The sequence below is a fragment of the Brevibacillus antibioticus genome (assembly GCF_005217615.1).
In the GTDB taxonomy this organism is placed as follows: Bacteria; Bacillota; Bacilli; order Brevibacillales; family Brevibacillaceae; genus Brevibacillus; species Brevibacillus antibioticus.
On sequence record NZ_SZNK01000001.1, the window covers coordinates 2,323,421 to 2,348,889 of the forward strand.

The 25,469-nt window shown below is 46.5% G+C and carries 30 protein-coding genes; 4 read left to right on the plus strand and 26 right to left on the minus strand.

Features of this window, described 5'->3' with window-relative positions:
* Nucleotides 1-228 precede the first annotated feature (228 nt).
* From E8L90_RS10495 to E8L90_RS10520, 6 genes are all read right to left on the minus strand, one after another.
* The gene (locus E8L90_RS10495; protein WP_005831316.1) at nucleotides 229-501 is read right to left on the minus strand and encodes an HU family DNA-binding protein; all 273 of its coding nucleotides are present in this window, start codon (nucleotides 499-501) and stop codon (nucleotides 229-231) included.
* A 237-nt stretch (nucleotides 502-738) separates the two neighbouring features.
* A complete protein-coding gene (spoIVA, locus tag E8L90_RS10500; RefSeq protein WP_137029340.1) occupies nucleotides 739-2,217 on the minus strand; it encodes a stage IV sporulation protein A in 1,479 nt (492 codons plus the stop codon).
* Nucleotides 2,218-2,397: 180 nt separating this feature from the next.
* Nucleotides 2,398-3,126 carry a hypothetical protein gene (locus tag E8L90_RS10505; RefSeq protein WP_137029341.1) on the minus strand — a complete coding sequence of 243 codons (729 nt, stop codon included), beginning with the start codon at nucleotides 3,124-3,126 and terminating at the stop codon, nucleotides 2,398-2,400.
* Nucleotides 3,127-3,142: 16 nt separating this feature from the next.
* The gene (locus tag E8L90_RS10510; protein WP_137029342.1) at nucleotides 3,143-3,490 is read right to left on the minus strand and encodes a 2Fe-2S iron-sulfur cluster-binding protein; all 348 of its coding nucleotides are present in this window, start codon (nucleotides 3,488-3,490) and stop codon (nucleotides 3,143-3,145) included.
* A gap of 16 nt (nucleotides 3,491-3,506) precedes the next feature.
* Complete coding sequence (locus E8L90_RS10515) at nucleotides 3,507-3,803, minus strand: 2Fe-2S iron-sulfur cluster-binding protein (RefSeq protein ID WP_137029343.1); 297 nt, start codon at nucleotides 3,801-3,803, stop codon at nucleotides 3,507-3,509.
* Between the two features lie 12 nt (nucleotides 3,804-3,815).
* On the minus strand, nucleotides 3,816-4,004 hold the full coding sequence (locus E8L90_RS10520) for a DUF2768 family protein (protein ID WP_137029344.1): 189 nt from the start codon (nucleotides 4,002-4,004) through the stop codon (nucleotides 3,816-3,818).
* A 134-nt stretch (nucleotides 4,005-4,138) separates the two neighbouring features.
* Between E8L90_RS10520 and E8L90_RS10525 the strand changes: the two genes are divergently transcribed.
* Nucleotides 4,139-4,627: a hypothetical protein gene (locus E8L90_RS10525; protein ID WP_137029345.1), complete on the plus strand. Its 489-nt coding sequence runs from the start codon at nucleotides 4,139-4,141 to the stop codon at nucleotides 4,625-4,627.
* Nucleotides 4,628-4,747: 120 nt separating this feature from the next.
* Here the strand turns inward: E8L90_RS10525 and E8L90_RS10530 are convergent, their stop codons facing one another.
* From E8L90_RS10530 to prsW, 17 genes are all read right to left on the minus strand, one after another.
* A complete protein-coding gene (locus E8L90_RS10530) occupies nucleotides 4,748-5,014 on the minus strand; it encodes a stage VI sporulation protein F (RefSeq protein WP_007716506.1) in 267 nt (88 codons plus the stop codon).
* 78 nt (nucleotides 5,015-5,092) lie between these two features.
* Nucleotides 5,093-6,145 carry an NAD(P)H-dependent glycerol-3-phosphate dehydrogenase gene (locus E8L90_RS10535; RefSeq protein WP_137029346.1) on the minus strand — a complete coding sequence of 351 codons (1,053 nt, stop codon included), beginning with the start codon at nucleotides 6,143-6,145 and terminating at the stop codon, nucleotides 5,093-5,095.
* Between the two features lie 13 nt (nucleotides 6,146-6,158).
* On the minus strand, nucleotides 6,159-6,761 hold the full coding sequence (gene plsY, locus E8L90_RS10540) for a glycerol-3-phosphate 1-O-acyltransferase PlsY (protein WP_137029347.1): 603 nt from the start codon (nucleotides 6,759-6,761) through the stop codon (nucleotides 6,159-6,161).
* 15 nt (nucleotides 6,762-6,776) lie between these two features.
* The gene (der, locus tag E8L90_RS10545; RefSeq protein WP_137033387.1) at nucleotides 6,777-8,090 is read right to left on the minus strand and encodes a ribosome biogenesis GTPase Der; all 1,314 of its coding nucleotides are present in this window, start codon (nucleotides 8,088-8,090) and stop codon (nucleotides 6,777-6,779) included.
* 54 nt (nucleotides 8,091-8,144) lie between these two features.
* Nucleotides 8,145-8,327, minus strand: coding sequence for a capping complex subunit for YIEGIA (locus E8L90_RS10550; protein WP_137029348.1), 183 nt, complete (start codon nucleotides 8,325-8,327; stop codon nucleotides 8,145-8,147).
* A gap of 3 nt (nucleotides 8,328-8,330) precedes the next feature.
* On the minus strand, nucleotides 8,331-9,236 hold the full coding sequence (locus tag E8L90_RS10555) for a YIEGIA family protein (protein WP_137029349.1): 906 nt from the start codon (nucleotides 9,234-9,236) through the stop codon (nucleotides 8,331-8,333).
* 7 nt (nucleotides 9,237-9,243) lie between these two features.
* On the minus strand, nucleotides 9,244-9,879 hold the full coding sequence (locus E8L90_RS10560) for a YphA family membrane protein (RefSeq protein WP_137029350.1): 636 nt from the start codon (nucleotides 9,877-9,879) through the stop codon (nucleotides 9,244-9,246).
* Between the two features lie 84 nt (nucleotides 9,880-9,963).
* Complete coding sequence (gene fni / locus E8L90_RS10565) at nucleotides 9,964-11,016, minus strand: type 2 isopentenyl-diphosphate Delta-isomerase (RefSeq protein ID WP_137029351.1); 1,053 nt, start codon at nucleotides 11,014-11,016, stop codon at nucleotides 9,964-9,966.
* Between the two features lie 76 nt (nucleotides 11,017-11,092).
* Nucleotides 11,093-12,265, minus strand: a complete 1,173-nt coding sequence (gene rpsA, locus E8L90_RS10570) for a 30S ribosomal protein S1 (protein WP_137029352.1) — start codon at nucleotides 12,263-12,265, stop codon at nucleotides 11,093-11,095.
* Between the two features lie 180 nt (nucleotides 12,266-12,445).
* Entirely contained in the window at nucleotides 12,446-13,039 is a 594-nt protein-coding gene (locus tag E8L90_RS10575) for a lysophospholipid acyltransferase family protein (protein WP_137029353.1), read from the minus strand.
* On the minus strand, nucleotides 13,036-13,707 hold the full coding sequence (cmk, locus tag E8L90_RS10580) for a (d)CMP kinase (protein ID WP_137029354.1): 672 nt from the start codon (nucleotides 13,705-13,707) through the stop codon (nucleotides 13,036-13,038). Before cmk ends, E8L90_RS10575 begins: the two co-directional genes overlap by 4 nt.
* A 207-nt stretch (nucleotides 13,708-13,914) precedes the next feature.
* Nucleotides 13,915-14,097, minus strand: a complete 183-nt coding sequence (locus E8L90_RS10585; RefSeq protein ID WP_137033389.1) for a hypothetical protein — start codon at nucleotides 14,095-14,097, stop codon at nucleotides 13,915-13,917.
* Nucleotides 14,098-14,122: 25 nt separating this feature from the next.
* A complete protein-coding gene (locus E8L90_RS10590; RefSeq protein WP_137029355.1) occupies nucleotides 14,123-14,806 on the minus strand; it encodes a flagellar brake protein in 684 nt (227 codons plus the stop codon).
* Nucleotides 14,807-14,921: 115 nt separating this feature from the next.
* Nucleotides 14,922-16,289 carry a germination protein YpeB gene (gene ypeB / locus E8L90_RS10595; RefSeq protein WP_137029356.1) on the minus strand — a complete coding sequence of 456 codons (1,368 nt, stop codon included), beginning with the start codon at nucleotides 16,287-16,289 and terminating at the stop codon, nucleotides 14,922-14,924.
* A gap of 32 nt (nucleotides 16,290-16,321) precedes the next feature.
* Nucleotides 16,322-16,981: a cell wall hydrolase gene (locus E8L90_RS10600; protein ID WP_137029357.1), complete on the minus strand. Its 660-nt coding sequence runs from the start codon at nucleotides 16,979-16,981 to the stop codon at nucleotides 16,322-16,324.
* Between the two features lie 26 nt (nucleotides 16,982-17,007).
* Nucleotides 17,008-17,166: a hypothetical protein gene (locus tag E8L90_RS30265; RefSeq protein WP_007716480.1), complete on the minus strand. Its 159-nt coding sequence runs from the start codon at nucleotides 17,164-17,166 to the stop codon at nucleotides 17,008-17,010.
* Nucleotides 17,167-17,186: 20 nt separating this feature from the next.
* Complete coding sequence (gene prsW, locus E8L90_RS10605) at nucleotides 17,187-17,861, minus strand: glutamic-type intramembrane protease PrsW (protein ID WP_137029358.1); 675 nt, start codon at nucleotides 17,859-17,861, stop codon at nucleotides 17,187-17,189.
* An 82-nt stretch (nucleotides 17,862-17,943) separates the two neighbouring features.
* Here prsW and E8L90_RS10610 point away from each other — a divergent pair, with 82 nt between their 5' ends.
* Nucleotides 17,944-18,915, plus strand: a complete 972-nt coding sequence (locus E8L90_RS10610) for an asparaginase (protein ID WP_137029359.1) — start codon at nucleotides 17,944-17,946, stop codon at nucleotides 18,913-18,915.
* A gap of 174 nt (nucleotides 18,916-19,089) precedes the next feature.
* Nucleotides 19,090-20,420, plus strand: a protein-coding gene (locus E8L90_RS10615; protein WP_162309130.1) for an IS1182 family transposase whose coding sequence is annotated in 2 segments (ribosomal slippage) — nucleotides 19,090-19,630 and nucleotides 19,630-20,420 — 1,332 coding nt in all. Because the reading frame shifts where the segments join, the coding sequence is not laid out codon by codon here.
* A gap of 711 nt (nucleotides 20,421-21,131) precedes the next feature.
* Here the strand turns inward: E8L90_RS10615 and E8L90_RS10625 are convergent.
* The gene (locus E8L90_RS10625; RefSeq protein ID WP_137029361.1) at nucleotides 21,132-22,421 is read right to left on the minus strand and encodes a Glu/Leu/Phe/Val family dehydrogenase; all 1,290 of its coding nucleotides are present in this window, start codon (nucleotides 22,419-22,421) and stop codon (nucleotides 21,132-21,134) included.
* Between the two features lie 310 nt (nucleotides 22,422-22,731).
* On the opposite strand from E8L90_RS10625, the gene E8L90_RS10630 reads away from it, so the two are divergent.
* Nucleotides 22,732-23,475 (plus strand): PIG-L deacetylase family protein, encoded by a 744-nt coding sequence (locus E8L90_RS10630; protein WP_137029362.1) that lies wholly within the window; start codon nucleotides 22,732-22,734, stop codon nucleotides 23,473-23,475.
* A gap of 73 nt (nucleotides 23,476-23,548) precedes the next feature.
* On the opposite strand, the gene E8L90_RS10635 is transcribed toward E8L90_RS10630, so the two are convergent.
* The gene (locus E8L90_RS10635) at nucleotides 23,549-24,148 is read right to left on the minus strand and encodes a genetic competence negative regulator (protein WP_007723994.1); all 600 of its coding nucleotides are present in this window, start codon (nucleotides 24,146-24,148) and stop codon (nucleotides 23,549-23,551) included.
* 376 nt (nucleotides 24,149-24,524) lie between these two features.
* The gene (locus tag E8L90_RS10640) at nucleotides 24,525-25,439 is read right to left on the minus strand and encodes an NAD(P)/FAD-dependent oxidoreductase (RefSeq protein WP_137029363.1); all 915 of its coding nucleotides are present in this window, start codon (nucleotides 25,437-25,439) and stop codon (nucleotides 24,525-24,527) included.
* Nucleotides 25,440-25,469 lie beyond the last annotated feature (30 nt).

Consider the following 25,469-nt stretch of genomic DNA (forward strand, 5'->3'; position numbering starts at 1 on the left):
CTACGTAACGGCATACGCCTTGTTTCTCATCACTAAGGTCTGTCTGCTCCAAATCAGTGCCAGACTTAGTGCCTGCTCGCGATCAAAGCCAATCTTACCATAACGTTTAAAAAAAGACAAAAAGATATATCAGAATTTTCATAGGCAAACTGTATGTACATAGAAAAAAATCCACATTTTATCAATGTGGATTTTTTTATGTAAGTGCTTCGTTCTCAAAAGAAACAACTACTTGATGGAGTCTTTGAGTTGTTTACCTGGTTTAAACGCAGGTACTTTGCTGGAAGCGATTTCGATCTCTTCACCAGTTTGTGGGTTACGACCTTTACGAGCCGCGCGTTCACGAACTTCGAAGTTACCAAAGCCGATCAGTTGGACTTTATCACCCGTTTTCAATGCATCTGCAATTGCGTCAAGAACTGCATCAACTGCTTTTGTTGCATCTTTCTTGGTGAGTTCTGTGGTTTCAGCCACTTTTGCAATCAGTTCTGTTTTGTTCATTTTATTCACCTCCCCTCAAAGAACACCAAGTCCTAGCTATTATTTTTCTTAACCGAAACGAAGCGTTTTATACACGAATGGTTGTTTTTACCGATCTGACAAGCTTATAGTAATACACCGATTTCTTAAATTCAAGCCCCTCCTGTCGAAATTGAACGAAATACAAGAAAAAAAGGCATCTCGTCATGTGAGATGCCTTCCCTCTATTTGTTGTTTGTAGGACTTTAGAACTAATTATTAGAGTATGATCGCTATCAGGCCACCAGATCCCTCGTTGATGATTCGCCCCAATGTCTCCTGTAATTTGTATCTGGCGTTGTCTGGCATCATGGTAATTTTTGCCTGAATACCCTCTCTTACGATGGAATGAAGCGAGCGTCCAAAAATATCGGAGTTCCAGATGGAAAGCGGGTCTTTGTCAAAATCTTGCATCAGATAACGGACAAGTTCCTCACTCTGCTTCTCTGTTCCGATAATCGGAGCAAATTCAGACTCGACATCCACCCGAATCATGTGAATCGACGGTGCTGTTGCTTTGAGTCTGACTCCAAAGCGCGGTCCCTGGCGGATCAGTTCAGGTTCGTCCAAGGTCATTTCATGCAACGACGGGGCTGCTATACCGTAGCCCGTACTTCGGACCATGTGCAATGCATCTGCTACCTGATCAAACTCGCGCTTGGCATGTGCGAATTCCTGCATGATTTTCAGCAAGTGATCTTTGCCATTTATCTCAACACCGACAATTTCCATCAAGATGCGGTCATACAGTTCATCTGGCGCGTAGAGGTCAATCTCTGCGATCCCTTGCCCCATATGCATACCAGCAAGGGAGGCTCTCTCTACGAAGTCATAGTCATTGAAGAAGCCGACGACACGGTCCACATCGCGTAACCGGCGAATGTCCTGCACGGTCTCACGCACAGCTTCCTCGTAGTTCTGACGCAGCCAGTGCCCGTTTTCCAGCACCATTACCCAGCTTGGAAGATTTACATTTACTTCATGAACTGGGAATTCAAACAAGACTTCTCTCATGAGGAGCAAGATTTCCTGCTCAGTCATATGATCAACCGACAAAGCAACGACTGGTACATCGTATTTTTCCTGGAGCTGTACACGAAGGTTTTGTGCTTCGTCCGAGCGCGGACGCGTCGAGTTCACAACGATCACGAACGGTTTTCCGACTTCCTTCAGCTCGTTTACAACCCGCTCCTCTGCATCGATGTATCCTACACGCGGTATTTCCGCGATGCTGCCATCCGTTGTCACAACGATCCCGATGGTTGAGTGTTCCTGGATAACCTTGCGTGTTCCGACTTCGGCCGCTTCCTCAAATGGTACAGGTTCTTCATACCAAGGTGTATTTACCATTCTTGGTCCATTGTCGTCTTCAAAGCCCTTTGCCCCTTGTACCGTATAGCCAACGCAGTCAACGAGGCGGACATTGATGCTGAGTCCTTCTGTCACATGTACGTTAACGGCCTGATTCGGAACAAATTTGGGTTCTGTTGTCATGATTGTTCGTCCTGAAGCGCTCTGCGGCAATTCGTCTGTCGCACGTATCCGCTCCGCTTCAGAGTTGATATTCGGGATGACAACTTGCTCCATAAACCGCTTGATAAAGGTCGACTTTCCCGTACGAACAGGGCCTACCACTCCGAGGTAGATGTCTCCGCCCGTCCGCTCGGCAATGTCTTTAAAGATGTCGACTCGTTCCACCATCGATGACCTCCTTCTATTTGTCTATTTTTACACTATGACCGATTTTCCGAATTATCCCTGACCGCCAGTATTTTCGTAGGGAATCTCGTACTAGTTTTGTGGACAGTACAAATATATGTATTTTTGCGTGAAATAGAACAAAAAAAACGACCCTGATTAGAGTCGTTTTACACGAAGTTAATTTAGTTTGAGAAGCTTAGGTTCACCATTGACCATTTCATATGGAAACGATTTCGCGGGCACGAACATGGAATTGCGCGCCAACACGTACCTCGGGTCTGTTTTTTCCGGTACGGTTACTTTTGTATCCCGAAGCAATTGCGCGATATCTGTAGCATAATCAATCCCGACTACTCCTTCAGCGTTCATGACCAGTGGCAATAAGTAAGTCCCCATTGTGGACGGTACCTGCCACGCTTTTAACCCGAGCCGGTCATGATCGATGGAATAGTATCCATTCCCCAAATCAGCGAGTACAGGCAGCTTTTCGAAATGTCCCTTGTAACGGTCTACTTCGCTCTGGACATCCGCTACTGTACTGACAGCGCTCAAATGAATGAGCTTCACTGTTGGCTTTGTTTCCACATCAATCAGTACGTACTTGTATACGCCGCCTTTTTCAAATGCGTTTCCAGGTACATCCGGCATGTATTTAGGGATCATCCTGCGGAAATCAATCTCGTATTTTTCAAAAATAGGAGTATCGATGGATTTCGTTTCGATTGGCAACACTGCTGTGTCTTTTTGGAATTGCTCAATCGCTTTTTGTGTTGCTTCTACAAAAAAGGTACTAGGAATTTGATTCTCTGCTCTGCGCTCATTCGGATACAAGCATCCAGATAAAAGGGAAGACAGAATCGTCAAACTGATCACAAACTTGAACGATTTTCGCCACGATTGCCACATCTTATGTACACACCTCTTACATTCCATCTTCATTTTCTTTTCGTTGTCGCTCGAGTGCAGCCGCTACCACTGATTTCAGCTTGCTTTCTGGAATCCTGACTGTACAATCCTTTTCCGTCGTTTTTGCCTGACAGGCCAAACGAATTCCATTCGCCAGATCCTTTTCAGGCAGCTTTCGCTTTTCCAGCGCCGTTGGCGGGCACAGCAGGCCATCCTCAACGACCACGCGGCACATCAGACAAGATGCGTGTCCACCGCATCTCTGCGGGATGACGACGCGAGCTGACGAAGCTACACCGACCAAGGTTTGCCCTGTCCGCGCCTTCACACTTTTCTTGCTCGGGAGAAAGGTTACTTTCCCCATTCCGTCACTTCCTTTACTAGTACGGCCGATGAGCTACCTTGACTGTTCCTGATGAAACAATCTTCGTCTGGCAGCCTAATCTGTAGCCTTCTGTGCGTTCAGCCTTGCGCAACCGCAGCTTTTCTTCTGGTGTCACTTCGTTTAGGTACTCTGCCCCTTCCAAAACATGCGTACGGCATTGTGCACATACCCCTCTTTGGCATGCATGGCCCCAAACGACGTTGTTCTTTTTCGCAAGAGCAACAATGGATTGATTCAACTCGATCGAGACTTCATGACTGCCTGCACGAGTAAGTAATGTGATCGTCGACATCGATAATCCTCCCTAGACAAAAATCACAATCAAAATCATGACCAGCACGACGAGTAAAAGTAAGAATGCGAAGGCCTTCACAAGGAACCGCAAAAACCCATTCGCTATTTTTCTGGCAAAGATCATAACTAAATTGCAGACGAACATGAGCCCAATGGCGATTAAGGAAATGTTCATCTTTGTCATAGGATCAATATACATCTGGACTGCAGCATCCTTTGCATTTTTTGCTTAATTATACCATAATTCCCCCTCTTCGTCTGACGCTTGTGAACCTAATACTAGACATTCGCATAGACTATCGTGATGAATTCGCCCATTGGAGGGATGAAACGTTGAGTAATAAAGTAAGTAATCGAAAATGGCGGAATCCATACGCGCCTATACCTAGCAAAAAATTAAGCGACCAAGTCGAAAATGTCTCTCTTTCCATATCCCCGAAAAGGATCCTGCCTGCGGTTGATTTGCGCACCTCTGTTTCAAAAATGCGCCATAACATCAAAGGGATCGGCAGCACGATTCGGCAGGTAGAAGACACGATGGATTCGCTGTACGGGGCGATGGAGATGATTGAGAACCTGGGAAAACGCACGCCTGAGCCTGAGGTCGTTGCCGAAAAGCCTGCAGGCAAACGCAAAGCTGCTCCAGAGCCACAAAAAGCAGCAGAAACAACAACAACAACAACACAGCAGGAATCAGGCTTAGGCAACCTTTTGGCCAATATAGATATCGGGCAATTACTGGGTCTCCTGCAATCCCCTTTGGTCCAGAACCTGATTACACAGGTAAGCAGCAGCTCCAAGGAACGAAAAAAAGAGGGATAAGATCCCTCTTTTTTTCTTGCAATCTGTAGGTCAGCCATGTCCCTGTAGAGCCATGATTGTTCCTAGTCTTACTGTATGACGGTTTTTGATGCAGGTAACGGGCATAATCGCCCATTTCTCTTATTTGAGCAGCTTGGTCAAAGTGGACATGTCACCCAGATTGATTTCCTGATTGCGAAACATTTCAATGACCTTATCCTCTTTTTCAGGAGTTAATTGCTTACCGCTAAGGGTAGCGAGCGTGCGAATGATTTGACGCAGCTTGGTCTCGTCTTCAAAGTCACTGCGCTTGACCTGACCAGCTAGTGAGCGAAGCTTTTCTTCATCGACATTTTCCGTTGCTTTCCCTTGTAAACGCTCAAAAAGTCGTTTCGACATATTATTCATGTGAAATCTCCTCCTGCACATGGGCTTTCACCCTATTGTATGTGCAGAAGCCTAAATCGGTGATAATTCATTCATGACTTATTCCACATCGGGATTGAGGTACGCCATTTCAAAGGTTTTTCCGCGCCCCATCAGTTCTTCCACACCTTGACGAGCTTCTTTTCCTTCGAACAGCATGCCATACAGAACAGAAGTGATTGGCATTTCAACCTGCTCGCGTTGCGATAAGGAAAAAGCTGCATTTGTCGTGCGAACACCTTCGACGACCATCCCCATCTGTGCCAGTACGTCATCGAGTTTTTTTCCTTGTCCGAGCAGATAACCTGCACGCCAGTTTCGGCTGTGTTTACTCGTACATGTGGCAATCAAATCACCTACGCCAGCCAGACCCGCAAAAGTAAGTGGTTTTGCGCCGAGCTTAATGCCCATACGGCTAATTTCAGCCAAGCCACGGGTCAACAAGGCTGCTTTCGCGTTATCTCCATACCCTAACCCATCAGACATCCCTGCACCAAGTGCAATGATGTTCTTCAACGCTCCAGCGATCTCAGCACCAATCAAATCCGGGTTGGTATACACACGAAAATTCGTATTCATCAGCAAATCCTGAGAGCGCAGCATACTTTCTTCCGACTCAGACGCCATCACAACGGTCGTTGGTTGCCTTTTGACTACTTCCTCGGCATGGCTTGGTCCTGACAACACAGCCAATCTGGACGCAATCTCTTTTGGCACCTCTTCCGCAATGACTTCTGACATTCGCTTCAGGCTTTCCAATTCAAAGCCTTTTGTCGCATGAATCAAAAGGACATCTGGTTCTAGGTGCGGAGCCACTTGCTGACAAATTTGACGCATGGCATGAGAAGGAACAACGAGAAGAACGATGCGCTTGCCTACTACAGCCTCTTGAATGTTGGTCGTCGCCACTATGTTTGCTGAAAGCTTTTCTTGCGGCAGGTATTTTTCATTCACATGCTTGCTGTTTATTTCTTCTGCCAGCTTGGTATCCCGTACCCAAAGCGTAACCTGATGACCGTTGTCCGCCAAGACTGTAGCAAGTGCCGTTCCCCAGCTTCCGGCACCAATCACCGTAACATTTTGAATCAATACGTCCCCCTCCACTTTTCTCATATCCGTGCGCACATTATCCCAGCTTCCGGTTGGACTTATCTCCTAGTTTCCGTTCGTTTCCTGCAAGAAGATTGCGGATATTATTATAATGACGAATGTAAGCAAAGATTGCGATCGCCAAACTCGCCCAAAAAAAGGAGATAGGTTTGTCCAACAAGTAAAGGGCAGGTGGGATAACCGTTACGATAACCAATGATCCTAATGAAACAAAGCGAGTGATCGCAATGACTAAGACAGCCAACACGGCAGCGATTAAAAATGCCAAGGGAGAAAACCCTAACACGACACCTAGCGTGGTCGCAATGCCTTTTCCCCCGCGGAATCCAAAAAAGATCGGCCAATTGTGACCCGCGATAACAAACAAGCCTGCCACTGCGTACGCTGCTGCGTCCCCCGTCATCAGGTGAGTCAGTCCCATCGCAGCTAATCCTTTTAGTGCATCAAGAAGGAGAACGGCAATGCCGGGGCCTTTTCCTAACACCCTGAGGGTATTGGTTGCACCGGCATTTCCGCTGCCATGAGAACGAATGTCAATTCCTGCGACTTTTTTGGCGATCAGATAGCTAAAGCTAATAGAACCGATTAAATAGCTTAGCACCCAGGATAATAACACCATGGCGTTTTTCTCTCCCTACGTTTTTTTCCGCGTCCAGATTCGTACTGGCGTGCCTTCAAACACAAATGCTTCGCGAATTTTGTTCTCTATGTAACGTTCATAGGAGAAGTGCATCAGTTCTGGATCGTTCACAAACAGAATGAACGTCGGTGGTTTCACCGTCGCTTGTGTCACATAGTTGATCTTCAAGCGTTTGCCGCGGTCAGATGGTGGTGGGGTACGAATTGTCGCATCCGTTACCAAATCATTAAGGACAGAGGTAGGAACTCGCATCGCATGTGCTTGAGAAACCTCATTGACCTTCGGCAGAATCGTATGGACACGTTGCTTCGATTTTGCAGACACATACATGATCGGAGCGTAATCCAGGTATTTAAATTCTTCGCGGATCAATTCTGTGAAGCGTTGCATCGTTTTGTCGTCTTTTTCAATAGCATCCCATTTGTTGACGATAATAATGACACCACGGCCAGCCTCATGTGCATAACCCGCGATCTTCTTGTCCTGCTCGATAATGCCCTCTTCCCCGTTAATGACAACAAGAACGACATCGGAATCTTCAATGGAACGCATCGCACGCATCACACTGTATTTTTCCGTTGTTTCATACACCTTCCCGCGCTTGCGCATACCTGCTGTATCTACGAGGATGTAGCTTTGTCCATCGCGCTCAAATGGCGTATCGATCGCATCACGGGTCGTTCCGGCAACCTCACTGACAATGACTCGCTCTTCACCGAGAATCGCATTCGTCAAGGAAGACTTCCCGACGTTTGGACGACCGATGATGGATACACGAATGATATCGTCTCTTTTCTCTTCGTCATCCTCTGCTGGGAAATGCTGAACCACGTCTTCCAGCATATCGCCCAAGCCAAGACCATGGCTACCCGAGACAGGGAATGGCTCGCCCAAGCCCAAGGAGTAAAAGTCGTAAATATCCGCACGCATTTCCGGATTATCCGCTTTGTTCACCGCGAGTACGACAGGTTTTCCTGTCCGATTCAGCATCCGTGACAGTTCAACATCCGCATCCGTCACACCTGTGCGGCTATCTGCAATCATAATGATGACATCTGCTTCGTCAATCGCAAGCTCTGCCTGGTAACGCATTTGTGTAAGAATCGCGTCGGTCTCGCCAAACTCGATTCCACCGGTATCAATCACATGGAAAGTATGAGTTAACCATTCACCTTTCCCGTACAGGCGGTCACGGGTTACTCCCGGCATATCCTCCACGATCGCGACGCGTTCGCCAATCAATCTGTTAAAAATCGTGGACTTCCCCACGTTGGGTCTCCCCACAATGGCTACCACTGGTAATCCCATAATCAACAACACTCTCTCTCATTTTACGTTTTGACTAACTAATCATACCATACACTACTTATGCCGAACAATGATAAGGGTATCGGCGCTCACTTCATGCACCATCCCGTCTAGTATCTTTTCCAGCGTGAAAGCTGTTTGCTGCATAACCTCCGTAGTAGACTCGATAAAAATCGGCACGCCACCCGCTATCCTGTCTTTGTTCGTCGTAATCGCCGCCAAGATTACTCCTGTCATGGCCTACAGCTCCTTTTTCACCATTCTAGTCTTCGTTGGCATTCGGAAGACGCTTTCGAGAATCGGGACTGCACGAATGACGGATGTTGCCCGGTCCACATCTTTTTCTTGCGGCAATAAAAATACCCCGAGTCTCCCTGACTGTATATCACGTTTTACCAATGGTGTTAGCGACGGCTCTCCCGTATCTGTATATACGCCGAGTTGCGTCGCGACATCGTGCAGAATCGCTTGCCGCTGTCCTGGGTGGGCAATCGTGACCTTGGCATTGGCATCCCTCGGTGTCACAATAAAACCCACGCCTTGCTCACGTATGATCTCTTGAGCATCTGCCAATCCGACGTTCATGATGTAAATGTCGTTCACATACAGGTCTCTTCCTTCCACTCTTACTTCGCCCGGCTCGATCTCCGCAATCAGCGACAGTGTTTTTCCAGAACGTAGCTTGCGAGAGATTATCAAGGCAATGACACCTGCAATGACACCCCCCCACCAATGAAAAAGGATGGTAGCCGTCGTTGTCACCAAAGAGGTAAACATGACCATGTAATTGCGTCCTTCAAACACCATTGCGATTCCTTCGATGTAGGGACCACCACGGGGTACCAGCTCCTGCTTGTCAATTGCCGTGAGCGTAGTCCGTTCCATGTTCCTGACATCGCGGAATTGTTGAGCTGCCACCGTCAAAAAAGTGACTGCCGTGTAATTCTCCTTAAGCAGAGCAGGAATCGCTAACGCTCCGAGTGCGGATGCAATCACTCCAAGTGAAACGTGAATAATTTTCCCGTGAGGATAGGTTGGATATTGTCGATAATCTGTTCGCAAAAGATGAATCCGGCACAAAATGCCGAACAGGAAGCCCAGAACTAAAGGAAAAACATATTCATAAGCTAACAATTGCTTCAACACCCTAGCATCACCTACCCGTATCGGAATGGGAAGACTCTGGTTCTGTTCTACCAAGGATACGACGAATCGCAGACCAGACTATGCTGACGAAAGCCCATAGGGATAGGCTACTCCATAGCAAATCTTGCGCATACTCCGATCCCCAATGACAGGAACCGGACAATTTCCAAAAAAATAGCGAATGGATCGCATCTGCCAGTGGCATGGAGAGCATAAGCTGAAACATCTGTCCCAGCTTTGTCCTGCTCATCAAAAAAATCGTACTGACTCCAACAGCGGGTACGATGATCCTCTCATCCCAAAACAGCAAGATCGGATCGGTAAAAAACAGCCAGCGGAGCCAAAAAAGCAAAAGGGCCGTTGCCAACGCACTCAGCAAGTACAATCTGCGTATTTTGGACATGAGCTTGGTGTAAAGGACAATGCATGCGATCAGTGGCAATATCGTTCCACTTAGACTAACTTGAATGGGGGCAAAATAGATTTCCCAGCTAACAAACGTACAAAATAAAAATGCGCTGATGACTGCGAGCACTCGTCTGCGTTCCATCTTCATGTTTCGTAGCTGTAAGTCAAAGCTTCCCATCCAGACAAGACACAGCAAAGACCACTGGATAAGGATCGCAACGGTTCCCTCGTTCATGTTCATCTCCTCAAATGATGGTTGTCTCCCCCAAAAGTATGCCTCAACCAAGGAAATTTCATGAATCGAATACTCGTCCACTAACTAACGTTGCGCCAATCTCTCCAATTGCATGTGACGAAGCCTAGCTCTCTCTGCTGTTTTTCCCGTGATCATAACAGGAGTACAAACGGCGTCAGCCAAACCTTTCATTCCTAGTGCCGTCATCGCCACACGAATTTGATGATGCCATCTGTCGACAGTAGACAAGCATTCTTCCAAAGATTCGCGTTGAACCAGACGCAGCATTGCCCCTGCCATCCCGACAGCGGACGCACCTAACGAAGCGGCTTTGACTACATCTAGTCCATGACGAACACCGCCTGTTGCGATGTACGATATTCCTGAATGACCGACAGTATTCGCTTCCAGCAAGCTCTCCACCGTCGTGAATCCCCAATCCTCGAACATGATGTGAGGATGATCACTTCGCATATTTTCGACTTGAGCAAAATTTGTTCCGCCTCTTCCACCCACATCGATTGCTCTGATCCCGATTTCTATGAGCTTTTCGATTGATTCCTTCGCCATGCCAAAACCGACTTCTTTGACTATAACCGGCACATCCAGACTCTCTCTGATCGCTTGAATCCGCTCGAGATAGCCACGAAAATCCCGATCTCCCTCAGGCATCAGTAGTTCTTGCATGGCATTCAGATGGATTTGCAGTCCATTCGCTTCTATCATCTCGACTGCTGCTATTGCCTGCTCTACTGTCGCCTCCGCCCCAACATTTGCAAACAAGATCCCCTGTGGATGTTCCCTTCTGACAATCCGATAGCTATCCGTAACATCTGGATCACGCAGAGCGGCCATTTGTGAGCCAACAGCCATAGCCAGATTGCGTTCTCTCGCAATGATCGCCAGTCTTTGATTGATCTGCGTAGTCCCACCAGCTCCCCCCGTCATCGCATTAATCATAATCGGTGAGGAAAGTCGCAAGGATGCGATTTCGGTGTCCAGTGAGGTTTCTTCAAACGCTGCATTCGGCAAGCTGTTCGGAACAAAGCTAACTTCATCAAAACTATTTGCACCATTTTCCCCAGTGATAAGAGCATTTCGGATATGGTCCAGCTTTCTAATCGAACGACGATCCATTGTACCCCTCCTAGACTTTCGCTCCCAGAAAAAAGGGATACGCCAGAGCGTATCCCCATGAGTCCTACTTTTTATCTTACTTGAACTTGTCTTTCAGATCACCGAACAACTCGCCCAATGTCACGCCCATTGGTTGGTTGTTTTCTTGGGTGAATTGCTGCTGTTCACGCTTGCTCGCGCGTTCTGCCTGTTCAACACGGTCTTCTTCTACTGCACGGATACTGAGGCTAATGCGCTGTTCTTGTGGAACAACATCCAAAACCTTCACCTGTACCTCTTGGCCCTCTTTCAGCACCTCACTCGGTGTATTTACCCGGCGATTTGCAATCTGTGAGATGTGTACGAGGCCTTCGATTCCAGGAGCCAGCTCAATAAATGCACCGAAGGACACCAACCGTTTTACAGAGCCATTCAAAATAGAGCCCGCTTTGAAATCTTCTGCAACACTCGCCCATGGACCCGCTTGCGTTTCCTTGATACTGAGGCCAATGCGCTCGTTTTCACGGTCAATTTTGAGGACCTTCACTTGTACCTTGTCGCCTTCTTTCACGACATCGGACGGCTTATCTACACGGTTCCAAGCAAGCTCGGATACGTGAACCAATCCATCAACACCACCGATATCCACGAATACGCCGAAATCGGTCATACGCTGAACCGTTCCTTCTAATACTTGACCCACTTGGATTTTATCCATAATGGATTGCTTTTGCACTTTTACTTCGTCTTCCAAAACCGCTTTATGGGACAGGATGACTTTATTCTTTTCCTTATCCATTTCTACCACTTTCAAAGCCAATGTTTTGCCTTTGTAATCGGAGAAGTCTTCAACGAAATGACGCTCTACCATAGACGCCGGAATGAAGCCGCGAACGCCTACATCAACAACCAGGCCGCCCTTCACTACTTCTTTCACGGTCGCTTCGATGATTTCACCCGCTTGCATTTTTTGCTCAAGATCAGACCAAGAGGATTCCATCGCTACTGCTTTTTTAGAAACAACGAGCTCTTCTTTCTCGTCGTTTAGCTTGATGACTTTCACTTCGAAAGTATCACCAACCGCTACTACATCAGTTACCTTTTCAACATGCAGTGGAGACAGTTCGCTGATAGGAATCAGACCATCGTACTTGTAGCCTAGATCTACAAGCGCTTGTTTGTCCTCAACTTTTGTTACGGTTGCTTTTACAACATCTCCTACGGAAATGGTTGTTGCATCCGTCAAGCTTACGTTCGTTTCTTCCATCATTCAAAAGACCTCCTTAATACCATCCAGTCCCAAACGTCTATGTACAGGTTGTGTACAACCTCACTACGCGGGAGCATGTATATTTTTAACTGTCGCCTGATGGCTGGCAGTTAGTACTGATGAAGCCAGTAAGTTCCAGCAGTTTTAGTATTCGTCCCTTTAGCAATTCTATACCGTTTGCTAAGAGAGATGCTGGTTCCGTAATTGCTTGATATGCTCCATAATCAGATCGCTCGCTTCCTTCAACGTATCAGCGCTTGATTTGGCCTCGCGCAGTTGAGTCAGATCGATCGGTTTACCGTAAACGATCTTAATGGAACGAAACGGTCGATATGGCCCGATAATGGCTACCGGAATGACCGCAGCTTCAGACTTGAGGGCGAACATCGCCACACCCGGCATCGCTTCCCCTGGTTCCCCCGTTTTGCTGCGGGTTCCCTCAGGAAAGATTCCAAAGATTTTTCCATCTTCCAGCAATTTGAGAGTTGTGCGAATGGCCGCACGATCTCCTGCACCCCGTTTGACTGGAAATGCACCGAATTTGGTAATGAGAAAGGATACGACCGGAATTTTGAACAGCTCTTCTTTGGCCATGAAATGAACCTGACGCTCGATACCACTCCCAAGAAGAGGTGGATCCCACAAAGAAATATGGTTGGCACAAAGGATCACTGGGCCTTCCTTAGGTATATGTTCACGCCCGATCACTTGCCAACGAAAGACAAGCGAAAAAATGATGCGAAAAAAGCCTCTGAATAAACGATAGTAACTCAATGGGTTGACTCTCCCGTTCGCTCGCAGATTTGCAAGATGCGATCGACCACCTGATCAATGGTCATTCCTGTTGTGTCTACCAAAACGGCATCTTCCGCCTGGCGCAACGGTGCGACTTCTCTTTGCATGTCCCGTCGATCTCGCTCTTCAATTTCTTTTTCCAGCTCAGCCAAGTCTGTCTGGGTACCTTTTGCGAGTAGCTCCTTCCAGCGGCGTTCTGCACGCTCTTGGATGGAGGCCGTCAGAAATATCTTCACATCAGCATCAGGCAAAACATGAGTACCGATATCTCTGCCGTCCATGACGACATTGCCTTGAGTCGCCAATCGTCGCTGGAGCACAAGCATTTGTTCACGTACGGAACCGTAACTCGCTACAATAGAGGCGTACTGGCTCACTTCTGTGGAACGTATCCAGCTCGTGACATCGATTTCATTCCAGTATACATGTTGCTGTCCATTTTCCCGAATCAGTTGAACCTTGTTTTTTTGCAAAAGTTCGGAAACTGCAGACTCATCGTTGATAGGGAGCTGATGATGGTGGACTGCCCAAGCGAGGGCACGATACATGGCACCCGTGTCAATGTACACGTATTCCATTTGTCCCGCTACTTTTTGGGCAACAGTACTTTTGCCTGCTCCCGCTGGTCCATCAATGGCAATGTTCATTACTTCTCACCTGCTATGTACGTTAGTTCGGATGGGAATAAAACAAGAAAAGCTTCTGTCGAAGCCCTTTCCCATTCTTTGTGTGATGAAAAACGATATTGCGTTTTTCGAATTTGCTGAGACCACTAGCGGTCTACAAAAAACGATACAAGACCGTTTTCTATGTTATCTATAATAGTACCATAGTATGGAAGCATGCGCAAACCTTTAGGGCTCTCTGGATACGCCTTCCAAGCGCTCTGTCTCAATTAATACTAGTCTTGCGGGTACGTACTGAATGAGGACTTCGCCTATGGTCAGTACAATCGCACATACGACAATTCCAATCATGATGCCTTTTTCTACCCGTTTGGAAAAGCTGCGAAAACGATCGTTGTACGGACTGGTCAAAAGGGTCACTTCCTCTGATAAGGCGTCAATCCACAACGCCTTTTTTGCGAATCTCTAGCTGTCTCTCGTAACACGCTCTAACCACTTTTGCCCGGTCTTGCTCACTGATTTGGGTGAACTTACCCGAAATCCATTGGTGCAAACCTTTTTCTTCCGCCGGTTTTTGTCTGACGATTTCCATCTCAACAAAAGCATGTTGAACCTGTCCATTTTTACTTGGAAGGGAAATCCAGACGTGCAAGTTGTCTTTTTCCTTCAAATGATAGCTTTCCTCACAGCTAAAAGACAGCCCACCACCACTGATATCTAACGTTCGTGCTAGAAAATGATAACGACGAATCGGATCATCCAGTTTAACTGCTATATCTACCGTGGTGTCAATTCTCAAGTAGTTACGTCTTTGTGTCCGCACAATATCCTCTTTAGCCGGCAGTGGCAGAAGCAGTACAGGAATGTGATTGTTTTGCCTGCCGACAATCGCAGAGCGGAATTCATAGCGTGAGCCATCCTCACCAACATACCAAACCAAGCATTCTGTCCCTGGTTGAAATACCCCAGTCCGGCCAGTGTTTTCGCTGGTTGGCAACTCAATGGAAGCTACATCATCCTTCAAATCAGCCACACGACTTTTGAAAGTTTGCAGCTCCATTTCTTCAGAGGAACTCGTGAAGTTTAGTCTTATTGTTTGTCCTATTCGTGGAAGCATCATAAAGTAACTGTTCCTCCCCTTCCCTATCACCCTTTCCATTATATACCCTTTTGTTTCGAATCAGCAAACAGGGAAAGCCGCCACAAAACTAGCTTTCCCCATGCTTTTTTAACCACTATTGTCCTTCGTTCTGTCCCGATCCCGTTTCCATTTTCACAACTTCTTCTTCTTCTCCATTTATGGCGTTGATGTAGACCATGTACGAGTTCCCTTCAAAGCTGCCTGTCATTTCCCACGCCAGTACTTCTTTTCCATCGTTTTTCCCTTCGATAAGGGCAAGTCGCTGCTCCGTCACTTTTACACTCGGATTGACTTTTTTCCTTGCTTCTTCTTTCGAGAGACGGGGCTCGGAGAGAATTCTCTTTTTGTGATTAAACAGATACTCCGTCGAGTTAAAGGCAGTAACCTCTCCATTGTCCAGCGCAATTTCGACGACCACCCCGTCCGGATAAATTCTGACACCATCCTGAACAGGCACAAACGTAAAGAGTGCGTTGCGGTCGTAGCTGTCAATCTCGGAGACCTGCATATTGTCAAATCCGTGGTTATTCAAGAACACTCGACCTTTTTCTTCTGCCTGCTTCATGTCCAGCTTTTCCTCGCCAACTCCACGCTCGTTCATCATCCAAACCACTTTACCGCCGCGTTTGGTGACATCGAGGTTAATGCCTGTCTTGTGTCCTTTTGGCGTGACACGTACACTATACGCCGAGTATTCCTGCCCCTTGCCGTTCTCATTCACTTCTACTTTCGCATCCCCTGGCTTCAACCCGAGAAACGCCAGTGCATTCTTCTCTGCTTCCTCTTTGGTGGCTGCTTTGCCATCGATCCCTTTGATTCGCTGCTGCTTTTTCTTATCGAGACTCTGGATCCCGACGCCCCAGTCTAGATCAGGGTATTCCTGCACTTTTTTCTCAATGGTTTGGAAGCCATCGATGATGGAATTGTCCTCTTTGCTTTTATTGGAGGCCAATGCCGTCTCGACATCCATCCACCTCAATTGTTTGTCCATCGCGAGGGTTTGTACCTTGCGCAGCTCATCCTGAATATCCTTTGCTTGGGTGTGTAGGCTCTTCAATGTCTTGTATTCACTCTGACTCAACGGCTGCTTGTCTAGGTCACGTACAGCAACACGATAGGAAAAATCTGCGACCCTCGACAACATTTCTTCGGTTTTGCTAAACGCCATCAAAGTCAGTGGGAGTTGTCCAACATCCGCTTGTGCCGCATAGGAAAGGCGCCAGACACTCGTCAAAATTGGTGTCATTTGTCTTCGCGAGTTAACCACCAGCGATTTGCCAAGCTCATCGTGCAGCTTGTCCACATGGTAAGTGAGATCGTGAAAAGCCCGTTGGTATGAGTTTTCCGCTTTGATGAGGACCGAGTTCTTCTCATTGTGCTCCTGATATCCCCACACGCCAGCGCCTATTAAGGCGACTAGGGCAATGGGAAATAACACGCGCGCTGTTGCTCCATATACCATCCCTTGCCACTCCTCCTTTGATTACGCATCCATTATCTGCAAAAGATGTGTTTCCCGATCTTTTTGACCTGCGGCCTGGTCCAAATCCAACCGGATGTTGCTGTATTCGGATTAAAATAGTACGTGCAACCTCCCGTCGGATCCCAGCCGTTTAGAGCATTCTTCACTGCTTTTGTCGCACTTTCATTCGGAGTAAGCCATATTTGACCATCAGCAACTGCTGTAAAAGCGCGTGGTTCGAATATCACAGCCGAGGGCGTGTCAGGAAACGTAGCGCTTTTGACGCGGTTCAAAATGACGGCTGCGACAGCTACTTGCCCTTCAAACGGCTCTCCTCTTGCCTCCCCGTAAACAGCATTTGCCATGATTTTCAAATCATTGTCAGAGACCCGTGAAGGATGAAAGCTGGCTTTGGTTTTTGCCGTCTGTTTCTTTGCCGCAGGTGCAGCTATCTGCTTTTCTTGTACAGCGGCTACATGCTTTTCCTTCCAGACAATCTTATATCCACTCAAGCCTACTGCTACTAACATCACCAACACACCTGCGATCCAGATTGTACGCACGGCTGAATCCTCCTTGGCATGTATTGAAATCTTTGCATAGTGTTGGTGGAGGAAGAATGGTTTATGCATGTAAATCTGGATATAGAAAAAGACCGATGCTATTTGCATCGGCCCACATAGATTAGTCACACTTTTTCAATTGGGAATGGAAAAGATCAGGACTCGTCAATCCGAAAATGCTTGTCGTTATCACACAGGCACTGCTTGAACCCTGTTTCTATTTGCCCTCCAGGTTCACGATGGCCACGCAGTGTAAACTTTTCGCCACATACATTGCATTGAATTGTCACTTTTGCTCGTTCGGTTTTTAACACGCACGTCTCCTCCTTACCGTCTATTGTGGACGTGAAGAGAGAATTTTAGAACCGAAATCGTGTGCTCTTTGTACCTTTTTTAAGCCCTGCCACCACAAAACGAGCATGAATGGCACAATCACTATCAACCAGTTTTGCACGGCCAAAAAAATCAAGTTATACAGGGCATGCAAGCCGATCGGCAAGGTAATCGACATCCATAAAAAAAGCCGCTCATGTTTGGTGTCCCTGGAAAACTTGGCCCGTCCGAGATAATAGCCCATCCACACTGCAAACAACGCATGGCTGGATACCGGCAGAAAGGCACGCCAAATGGCGATATTCGTCCCGTTGATAATGAGATAGAACAAATTCTCCAACGTAGCAAAACCAAGTGACACCGCAACCGCATAAACAATTCCATCGTATGGCTCATCAAATTCCAAATGTTTATAAACCGTAAAATAGATGACCATCCATTTAAAAAATTCTTCCACGACAGCGGATTGGAAAACTTCCGCGACAATGCCATCCCGCCAGTTCCATTCATTCTGCATGATGTACTGGAGCACCATAATCGGTACGACCAGCAGCATCCCAAAGATAAACGACCGGATCACCATCGAAATCGGCTCCGGTTCGAGACTGTCACGCAGGTAAAAGTAACTTAAGATGGCGATACCGGGGGCAACTGCCGCGCCGATCAAAGCAATCATCTTTTATTACTCCTTTACACAAGACTATCATTCATCGTACCATGAATACTGGTTGATGAAAACCCGCTACAGGAGAGAGATCATGTCAAAAAAAATTTTGGTAGTGAACACAGGTGGTACGATTGCCATGTCTGTCGATGACTCAGAAGGCGTAAAGCCCTTGGATGATCAAGCTGTCAACAAAATCCTTCCTTTTTTAGAAAAACACGCGGATGTCACCATGAAAAATGTACTGAACCTACCTAGCCCTCATATGACTCCTGCGATCATGAATCAGCTGCGACTCGATATTGAAGAGGCCTTTCAACAAAATCACTATGATGGCATTGTCATTACCCATGGGACTGATACGTTGGAAGAGACTGCATACTTCCTGGATCTGACTTTGTCGGTTAACGTCCCGATTGTCGTGACTGGCGCCATGCGAAGCAGTAATGAGCTCGGTGCTGACGGTCCCGTCAATCTCATTTCTTCTGTTCGTGCAGCCGCAGACTCCTACAGTTTGAACAAAGGCGTTATCGTTGTTTTTAATGACGAAATTCACGCAGCACGTCACGTAACCAAAACACACACGAGCAATGTCGCTACCTTCCAGTCACCACAATACGGACCGATTGGAACCATTGCGAAAAAAAGTGTGCAATACCACCATGCTCCATTGGATCGCGAGCATTATGCCATTACCCATGCTGATGCGAATGTGCCGCTGATCAAAGCAGTTGCTGGCATGGAGCCCGCTTGGCTGCAATTTTTATTGGAGCAGCACATTGATGGACTCGTCGTAGAGGCCTTCGGATTAGGAAATCTTCCACCCGCTATCATCCCTACCCTGCAACAACTACTGGACAAAGGCGTACCAATCGTGCTCGTCTCGCGCTGCTACAATGGCCAGGTGCAGGATATCTATGACTATGAAGGTGGAGGCCGCAAACTAAAAGAAATGGGCATCATCTTCTCCAATGGCTTGAACGGGCAAAAGGCTCGTCTCAAATTAATTGTAACGCTGCAAAAAACACGGACTTTCAAAGAGCTACAGCAGTTGTTCGACCACTAATACAATGACAAAAACCTCCTGGCTTATCAGGAGGTTCAGGCTGTCGAGAAAGTCGACAGCCATTTTTATTTTACTTAATTTTAAGGCGACACCGCGTTAATTTGTTATAATTCTTATAATTACATTTTATAGTAGGTGATAATTGTGCTTACCTCGAATGATAAAAATCCGCAAATGCATTACGAATTTGTGTGCCTTGATGAATTGGTCCCAGAGGACCATTTATTAAGGGTCATCCAGAAACATATAGATTTCTCCTTCATCCGAGAAAAAGTACGTCAATATTATTGCGAGGATAACGGTAGACCTTCGATTGATCCTATTGTTTTATTTAAAATGATTTTCATTGGATACCTTTACGGTATCCGCTCAGAGAGGCAGCTCGAAAAAGAAATCCAGACTAACATCGCCTATCGTTGGTTTCTTGGCCTTTCTTTAACAGATCGAGTTCCAGATCACACAACAATCAGTTGGAATCGTCGAACCCGTTTTAAAAATACAAATGTTTTTCAGGAGATTTTTGATGAAATTGTGCGCTTGGCGATTCAGCATCGAATGGTCGCTGGACGTGTATTGATAAGTGATTCCACGCATCTTAAAGCAAATGCGAATAAACGAAAATTTAAGAAGCATGTCATCGAGAAATCGAGTCGTGCCTATCTCAAAGATTTAGAGGTAGCAATTAATGAAGACCGTGAGGTACATGGAAAAAAGGATTGAAGCCTAGAGAGGGTGTGAAGGAAGAAAAGGAAATCAAGGTGAGTACCACTGATCCGGAAAGTGGCTACATGGTTCGAGACAGCAAGCCCGAAGGCTTTTTCTATCTCGATCACCGGACTGTCGATCATAAGTACAATATTATTACCGATGTCCATGTCACTGCTGGCAATGTCCATGATTCCGTTCCTTACATAGATAGGCTGAATCTCCAAATCGAGAAGTTTGGGTTTAAGGATACAATTGAAGCTATTGCATTAGATGCTGGTTATTTAACTACTCCAATCTGCAAGGCACTTCACGATATAAATGTATTTGCTGTCATCGGTCATCGTGCCTTTACACCTGTTAAAGGTCTTTTTGCTAAATGGCGCTTTAAATATGATCTGGAGTGCGATGTGTACACATGTCCTCAAAAACATACGCTTACTTATTCGACTACCGATCGAAACGGATACAGGATGTATAAGTCCAATAAAGAAATATGTAAAACTTGTCCAAGGCTTTCTGAGTGTACCCGATCTAAAAATCACCAAAAGGTGATAAGTAGGCACGTTTGGGAAGAGAGTAAGGAATGGGTTCGACAGAACCGTTTAAGTAAATCGGGGAAATATTTATATAGATTAAGATACCAAACCATAGAGCGAAGCTTTGCAGATGCTAAAGAACTGCATGGGCTTCGCTATTGTAGGTTACGCGGACGTGAAAATGTCCAAGAGCAGGTATTGATGACAGCAACAGTACAAAACATTAAAAGGATAGCACTACACCTAGCGAAAGCAAGTTAGGTGAAGGCTATCCTTTTTTCAGCACTTCGTGCTGGAACAATACCAAAAAGAAATCCCCAAAAGGGGGTTTCTCTTCAGTCTGAACCTCCTGGCTTATCAGGAGGTTTTTCGTTTACTGATAATGAATTGTGCGATGCTGTTGTGGTGGGGAGGAAACAGGAGAAAACGCTCAGCTTCTAGGGCCACCCCCTGTGAGATTGACTGCCCGCCTCCATGCAAAAAGCGAAACCGCGGCCAAAGTGGTCCTCTCAGGATGTGTCTCAGAGGTGGCCGCTTAAGGGCGTGTTTCGCTTTTTGCATTCCGTCTCGGTCGGTGTCCCTAAGATCTTCGCTTATTTCTCCTGTTTCCTCTACCAGCTTTCATTAGTCACCGTGTTTTAAAATCCTTAAAAGATTGAAGAATGTGATCAGTAACGACAGAGAAGAATATTTCCAGACGTAGCGACTTGTGGAGTCCTACCGAGCGGAGAAGGGATTAGCGGGCAAAAGAAACGCAACCGTGCCCACGCGACGTAGCGGCTACCACTTTTGCGTTTCCCCGCTAATCACTTCGGAGCGTGCAGTCCATGCTTCCCCGAGGGACGGAGCACTGAGCCTAGACTGGAAATATTCTTCTCTACACTACAGCTACATTAAACGTCCTCAATAAAAAAGGCCCCGCCATAACGGCGGAGCCATGTTTTCTCAATATATGGAGGGTTGTTTGAAAAATTATACCCAACCGCGGAAGCGAGAAGCTTCTGCCATTTTGCGGGCACCAACCATGTAAGCAGACAGACGCATATCAATACGACGAGTTTGCGACATGTTGTAAACATTTTCAAACGAACGAACCATTACTTTTTCCAACTTCTCTTCTACTTCTTCTTCAGACCAGTAGTAGCCTTGGTTGTTTTGTACCCACTCGAAGTAGGAAACAGTTACACCACCGGCACTTGCCAGTACGTCTGGAACCAGAAGAATTCCACGCTCAGTCAAAATCTTGGTCGCTTCGAGAGTAGTTGGACCATTTGCCGCTTCTACAACGATGGACGCCTTGATATTGTGAGCGTTTGCAGCTGTGATTTGGTTTTCGATCGCTGCTGGAACCAAAATGTCGCATTCCAGTTCAAGAAGCTCTTTGTTGGTGATCGTGTTGTTGAACAGTTTTGTAACTGTACCAAAGGAATCACGACGATCCAACAAGTAGTCGATATCCAAACCGTTTGGATCATGCAGTGCGCCGTAAGCATCAGAGATACCTACAACTTTAGCACCTGCATCATGCATGAATTTTGCCAAGTAACTACCAGCGTTACCAAAGCCTTGTACAACTACGCGCGCACCTTTTACGTCGATGTTGCGACGTTTCGCTGCTTCACGGATGCAAATGGTTACACCTTTTGCAGTAGCTGTTTCGCGGCCATGGGAACCACCCAGCGCAATTGGTTTACCCGTAATGAAACCAGGCGAGTCAAATTCACGGATACGGCTATATTCGTCCATCATCCATGCCATGATCTGTGAGTTCGTAAAGACGTCCGGAGCCGGAATATCTTTAGTAGGGCCCACAAGCTGGCTGATTGCGCGAACGTAACCGCGGCTCAGTCTTTCCAATTCGCGGAAGGACATTTCACGCGGGTCGCAAATGATACCGCCTTTACCACCGCCATAAGGCAGATCGACGATACCTGCTTTGAGGCTCATCCAGATAGAAAGTGCTTTAACTTCATCCTCAGTAACTTCCGGGTGGAAACGAATGCCCCCCTTGGTCGGACCTACTGCATCGTTGTGCTGTGCACGGTAGCCCGTAAACACCTTTACTTCGCCATTATCCATGCGAACCGGAATACGTACAGTCAAAACGCGTAGCGGTTCCTTCAAGAGTTCAAACATCGATTCTTGGTAACCTAGTTTCTCCAGTGCTTCCTTGATCACCGTTTGAGTTGAATGGAGCAAGTTCAATGATTCTTGCTTTTCTTTCCCTTCGGTGCTTTCGGTTACCACGTCTTGATTACCCATTACTTACCACCTCAAAAATGTTTTCGGTCAATGCCGCCTTTAGTATACACGCTTGTATCATTTATGAGAAGCTTAAAAATGTTTTTTTTCCATTTCGAAAACGTTTTCGTGCCTTGTTTTGCATAATCATTCAATTATTTACCATCTGTTTTGAAATCGCTTTTACAGACTGCATTTTGTACAAACAGCTTCAAATGCACTTCCAGCCATGCTTGTATTGTCCCCAAACTTGTTTCTTTCATTACAGGATTAGTGAATTTATGCCATAATGGAAAAAGTAATGTGGAAGTTTATTCATGGAGGTGTTTTTATGAAAAAAAAGTCTGTTTTGTTTATTTTTGCCCATCCCGATGACGAAACGTTTGCTTGTGGGATTTCCATTTCCAAATATAGTGAGACCAAAAAGGCCAGCACTCATCTATTGTGTGCAACAAAAGGGCAAGCAGGAAAAGCTGGCGAACCACCGTTATGCACTCCGGAAGAACTCCCCCGCTTTCGCGAGCATGAGCTTCGCGATGCTTGTGCCATACTTGGGTTGGATCAGGTAGACGTCTGGGAATATCAGGATAAGTTCCTAAACACAGTGCCCGTAGATGAGCTCGTTACTCGTATCCACCACGCTATTCACCAGATTCAACCGGAAATCGTCGTCACGTTTGCACCACATGGCATTTCCGGACATCCTGACCATTTGGCGATTAGTCATGCTACCACCCAGGCTGTCCTTTCTTTGGACCCAGATACGAGTGTGAGAAAGCTTTATTATGCGACTCGCTCATCCGAGGAAGGATTTGGTACCATAAAGCCTCCCTTTACGGATCCAATCGAGAGCATTACGACGATCATTCACGCACCTGAATATAGGCAGAAAGTAGCAGATGCCTTGCGGGCACACAAAACACAGCACCTTTCAGTAGAGCGCGTTTTCCCAGGTGTAACAAAGGGCGAGCACCATTCTGTTCCGTCAAACAATCATTACATCTTGGCTTGGCACAGCCTTCCGAACTACACCATTCAAGGTAAAGAGGCTGATTTTTTTGAAGGCCTAGCATAATCTGAACAGACAGCAACAGCACCTAGTTGGTTGACTAGGTGCTGTTTTATATTCCCAGACATTTCGTTTTCGATTACGTGAAATGCCTGCATATTTCTTTTACAGCATCGTCGGCAACGATCACTTTCCCGTATTCTTCCAACACATAAATCGTTATCGGCGTCGCTTCTCCGTACTCAGAGAGGATCGCAATTAGCTTGTGATAACGCTCCTGATCCAAATCGACTTCCTCCAGCACCAGATGATATTTCCCCTGGTAGAAGTAGGCAGCTCCGCCATTGGTCAAAAGGGCGTTAATGCGATGGGCAGCTTCAACCATATGCTCAAAGTCCCGGAAGGCATACATGATCAAATCGCTTTCTTCCAATGTAACCTCTAGCTCGTATACATCCTCGTCTTCGAATTCTTCCTCTTTTCCGTCCTTTGAGCCCGTCTTGCCACGCGTAACAATTACGACCATTCCCTGAGCTGGCAAGGCGAACACTTCAACTGCAACAGGCCCTGATACCTCAAACCCTAATTCGTGATAAGCCTGTTCCATCATGTCGTTGAACAGTTCATGAACTTTAGGAATGTCACGCCACATGTCTTCTTTTTCTATCCCGCGCTCTGAGAGGTCGTCAAAAGTTAAAAAGATTCGTATTTTATCTTGACCAAGGCGTTCAACACGCATGACTGTCCCTCCTCGCCATCCAGTCGTACTACAAAATATGATGGTAAGCCTGTAAGAGTTCTCCACATTCTCCGGCGAATACCTGTTGGCATTCATCCATTTTTTGATGGACTGGAAAATAAGGGGTAGTCCTATCATATCACATTTAGTTACTGGAACAAAGCTACCATGACACCTACGCAGCATTCGCCTATCGATGTCGAATCCACTCACAGAAAAAGAAACTTTGTTGTTGCCTGTCATTTCCTGCGCTTTCCCAGGAAAAGTTTTCCCCTCATTTTTCTTCTTCTGTATTTATATTTGGCTCTGCTAGTTCGGGTTCCTTCTCGTTCATGCAGGTTTGTACATAAAAAAACGCCCAGAATCAGGCGTTTTTCTACGTCTCATATTCACGCAGCCGTTTTTGAATCCAAATAGCCGCCTGCGTTCCATCTCCCATGGCAACTGACACTTGTTGAGAATGCTCATTGATATCGCCAACAGCCCAGATGTTGGGATGATCCGTTTCTTTTGTTCGCGGATTCGTATGGATGTGACCCTTTTCATGAATTTGCACGGAAAAACCACGTAAAAGCTCTGTCAATGCATGCGCACCAGGAAAGGCAAGAAATGCTCTTTCTACAGACAACCGTTCACCTGAAGAAAGCTCGATTTCTTGCAATTGCCCCGCCGTATGATGAAGGGCATATACTTTTTCCTCCCGATACTTAATCCCTCGCTGGCTCATTCCAGAGACAGCCTGTGAATCCACCTGCACTTCTGCATGGTTAATGACTGTTAACCTGTTTGTATAATAAATAAGTTCGTCTGCCATCGAAACAGCGTGTTGGCCCACTCCTATGATTGCCGTGTCTTTCTCCACTGTTTCATAGCCGTCACAGTCAGGACATAAGAAAATCGATATCCCTACACAATCCGAGAAACCAGGGATCGCTGGGAACGGATCACGAATGCCGGTTGCCAAAACCAGCGTTCGCGAAGTAAACGTATGTATGCTTCCTTTCGTACCTATCGAAAATAAGCCGCTTGGGTCAGTAGAAAGCTTGATTACCTCATCTGTTATCAAGTTTGCACCGTATTTTTGTGCCTGCTGCCTGCCCGCTTGACGCAAAAAATCGCCACTAACCCCCTCCGAAAACCCGAGAATGTTTCGGTAGGCTTTGGCGATTGTTGATCGACCACCTGGCATGTCAATAACTGCAACGCGTCGAAGGCATCTTGCAAGTTGAATGGCGGTTTGAAGCCCTGCAATCCCGCCTCCGACAATGACCGTATCATACTCCACTTGCATCCACCTGCTTATCCTTTTCCCGATAGCATT

Excerpts from the sequence above, each read along its gene's own strand:
- E8L90_RS10495 (WP_005831316.1), bottom strand. The coding sequence starts at position 501 with ATGAACAAAACAGAACTGATTGCAAAAGTGGCTGAAACCACAGAACTC.
- E8L90_RS10505 (WP_137029341.1), bottom strand. The coding sequence starts at position 3,126 with ATGTGGCAATCGTGGCGAAAATCGTTCAAGTTTGTGATCAGTTTGACG.
- E8L90_RS10510 (WP_137029342.1), bottom strand. The coding sequence starts at position 3,490 with ATGGGGAAAGTAACCTTTCTCCCGAGCAAGAAAAGTGTGAAGGCGCGG.
- E8L90_RS10515 (WP_137029343.1), bottom strand. The coding sequence starts at position 3,803 with ATGTCGACGATCACATTACTTACTCGTGCAGGCAGTCATGAAGTCTCG.
- E8L90_RS10520 (WP_137029344.1), bottom strand. The coding sequence starts at position 4,004 with ATGTATATTGATCCTATGACAAAGATGAACATTTCCTTAATCGCCATT.
- E8L90_RS10530 (WP_007716506.1), bottom strand. The coding sequence starts at position 5,014 with ATGAATAATATGTCGAAACGACTTTTTGAGCGTTTACAAGGGAAAGCA.
- E8L90_RS10535 (WP_137029346.1), bottom strand. The coding sequence starts at position 6,145 with ATGAGAAAAGTGGAGGGGGACGTATTGATTCAAAATGTTACGGTGATT.
- plsY (WP_137029347.1), bottom strand. The coding sequence starts at position 6,761 with ATGGTGTTATTATCCTGGGTGCTAAGCTATTTAATCGGTTCTATTAGC.
- der (WP_137033387.1), bottom strand. The coding sequence starts at position 8,090 with ATGGGATTACCAGTGGTAGCCATTGTGGGGAGACCCAACGTGGGGAAG.
- E8L90_RS10550 (WP_137029348.1), bottom strand. The coding sequence starts at position 8,327 with ATGACAGGAGTAATCTTGGCGGCGATTACGACGAACAAAGACAGGATA.
- E8L90_RS10560 (WP_137029350.1), bottom strand. The coding sequence starts at position 9,879 with ATGAACGAGGGAACCGTTGCGATCCTTATCCAGTGGTCTTTGCTGTGT.
- fni (WP_137029351.1), bottom strand. The coding sequence starts at position 11,016 with ATGGATCGTCGTTCGATTAGAAAGCTGGACCATATCCGAAATGCTCTT.
- rpsA (WP_137029352.1), bottom strand. The coding sequence starts at position 12,265 with ATGATGGAAGAAACGAACGTAAGCTTGACGGATGCAACAACCATTTCC.
- cmk (WP_137029354.1), bottom strand. The coding sequence starts at position 13,707 with ATGAACATTGCCATTGATGGACCAGCGGGAGCAGGCAAAAGTACTGTT.
- E8L90_RS10590 (WP_137029355.1), bottom strand. The coding sequence starts at position 14,806 with ATGATGCTTCCACGAATAGGACAAACAATAAGACTAAACTTCACGAGT.
- ypeB (WP_137029356.1), bottom strand. The coding sequence starts at position 16,289 with ATGGTATATGGAGCAACAGCGCGCGTGTTATTTCCCATTGCCCTAGTC.
- prsW (WP_137029358.1), bottom strand. The coding sequence starts at position 17,861 with ATGATTGCTTTGATCGGCGCGGCAGTTGCCCCCGGTATCGCCATCTTA.
- E8L90_RS10610 (WP_137029359.1), top strand. The coding sequence starts at position 17,944 with ATGTCAAAAAAAATTTTGGTAGTGAACACAGGTGGTACGATTGCCATG.
- E8L90_RS10625 (WP_137029361.1), bottom strand. The coding sequence starts at position 22,421 with ATGGGTAATCAAGACGTGGTAACCGAAAGCACCGAAGGGAAAGAAAAG.
- E8L90_RS10630 (WP_137029362.1), top strand. The coding sequence starts at position 22,732 with ATGAAAAAAAAGTCTGTTTTGTTTATTTTTGCCCATCCCGATGACGAA.
- E8L90_RS10635 (WP_007723994.1), bottom strand. The coding sequence starts at position 24,148 with ATGCGTGTTGAACGCCTTGGTCAAGATAAAATACGAATCTTTTTAACT.
- E8L90_RS10640 (WP_137029363.1), bottom strand. The coding sequence starts at position 25,439 with ATGCAAGTGGAGTATGATACGGTCATTGTCGGAGGCGGGATTGCAGGG.